General features: G+C 53.5%; 1 protein-coding gene. It reads right to left on the bottom strand.

The window, feature by feature from the left end; translation table 11 throughout:
- On the bottom strand, positions 1-821 hold an 821-nt coding region (locus tag M4I42_RS16965; protein WP_268853203.1), incomplete at its 3' end, for an IS1634 family transposase.
- Positions 822-923 lie beyond the last annotated feature (102 nt).

Here is a 923-nt window from a genome sequence, read left to right as displayed (position 1 = left end):
GCCGCGCCGTTTTTCTCGGCCAACGAAAAGGAGTCGCTCCACGCTGGATCGGGTTGGACATCCGCTTCCGCCAGAGCAGCTTTGACGATTCGGAGCGACGATGGGCCTCTCGTGATCAAAAAGGCGTTGGCGGCTTTCGTCTGCGCCAGAGTGTCTTTCGTCATGGCGGCGGAATCGGCCACGTAAATCCATTCGTCTTCAATCTTGGCTTGTTTGAGCTGTTCGTGGACACGGGACAGCACCTCCGGATTCCACGTTTTGTCCGGCAGGTTGCCGTCGTGCACATCGCCGTAAAACGGGATGCCATCCTCGTTGCCGATCAGCCCGAAACCGATCTGTTTTTGCCAGCGATGATGCCGGTTGTAGCCATGCGTGATCCGCAGGGCCTCTGACGAGACCGATTCATACGCGCCGTAAACGGTCTTGTCCGTCGTATCGGCGTGGAAGGCCTGGAGAGGAAGGCCTTCTTTCCGATAAATGTGAATCAAGCAAGTGCTGATCACCTTGTGAATATCCGCCTCATACAGGCGGTCGAGATGACGAGCCAACGCATCATCATTGAACCAAGAAGGCTTCAGCCCCGGCCGGATCAGCTTCGACAAATCGATCTCATGCGCCCATCGCTCCAAATGGACGAGTGCTTGTCGTCCGCTCAAGATATCCAGAAGGATCAGCTTGACCGCATCGCTGGTTCGGGTTTGGCATTGGGGATCCACCGGAACCAGCCGATCGATGAGCTGGGGAGGGTCAAGATCTTGGAAAAGGGCACTTATTATATTCAAATAGGAACTGTCATAAATCTCACAAATTTGAACATCCATGGTGGACAAACTCCTTTGCATTCCTTGTGTGTCAAGGATTCATTCCACATCGATGCAAAAAAATCCTCCCGATTTTCGTCGGAAGGGTGCGAAATGTGAGTT

The sequence above is a fragment of the Anoxybacillus sp. J5B_2022 genome (assembly GCF_026847645.1).
GTDB lineage: Bacteria > Bacillota > Bacilli > Bacillales > Anoxybacillaceae > Anoxybacteroides.
The sequence above is the reverse complement of the archived record's forward strand: the minus strand, read 5'-3'. Positions and strand labels throughout refer to the sequence as shown.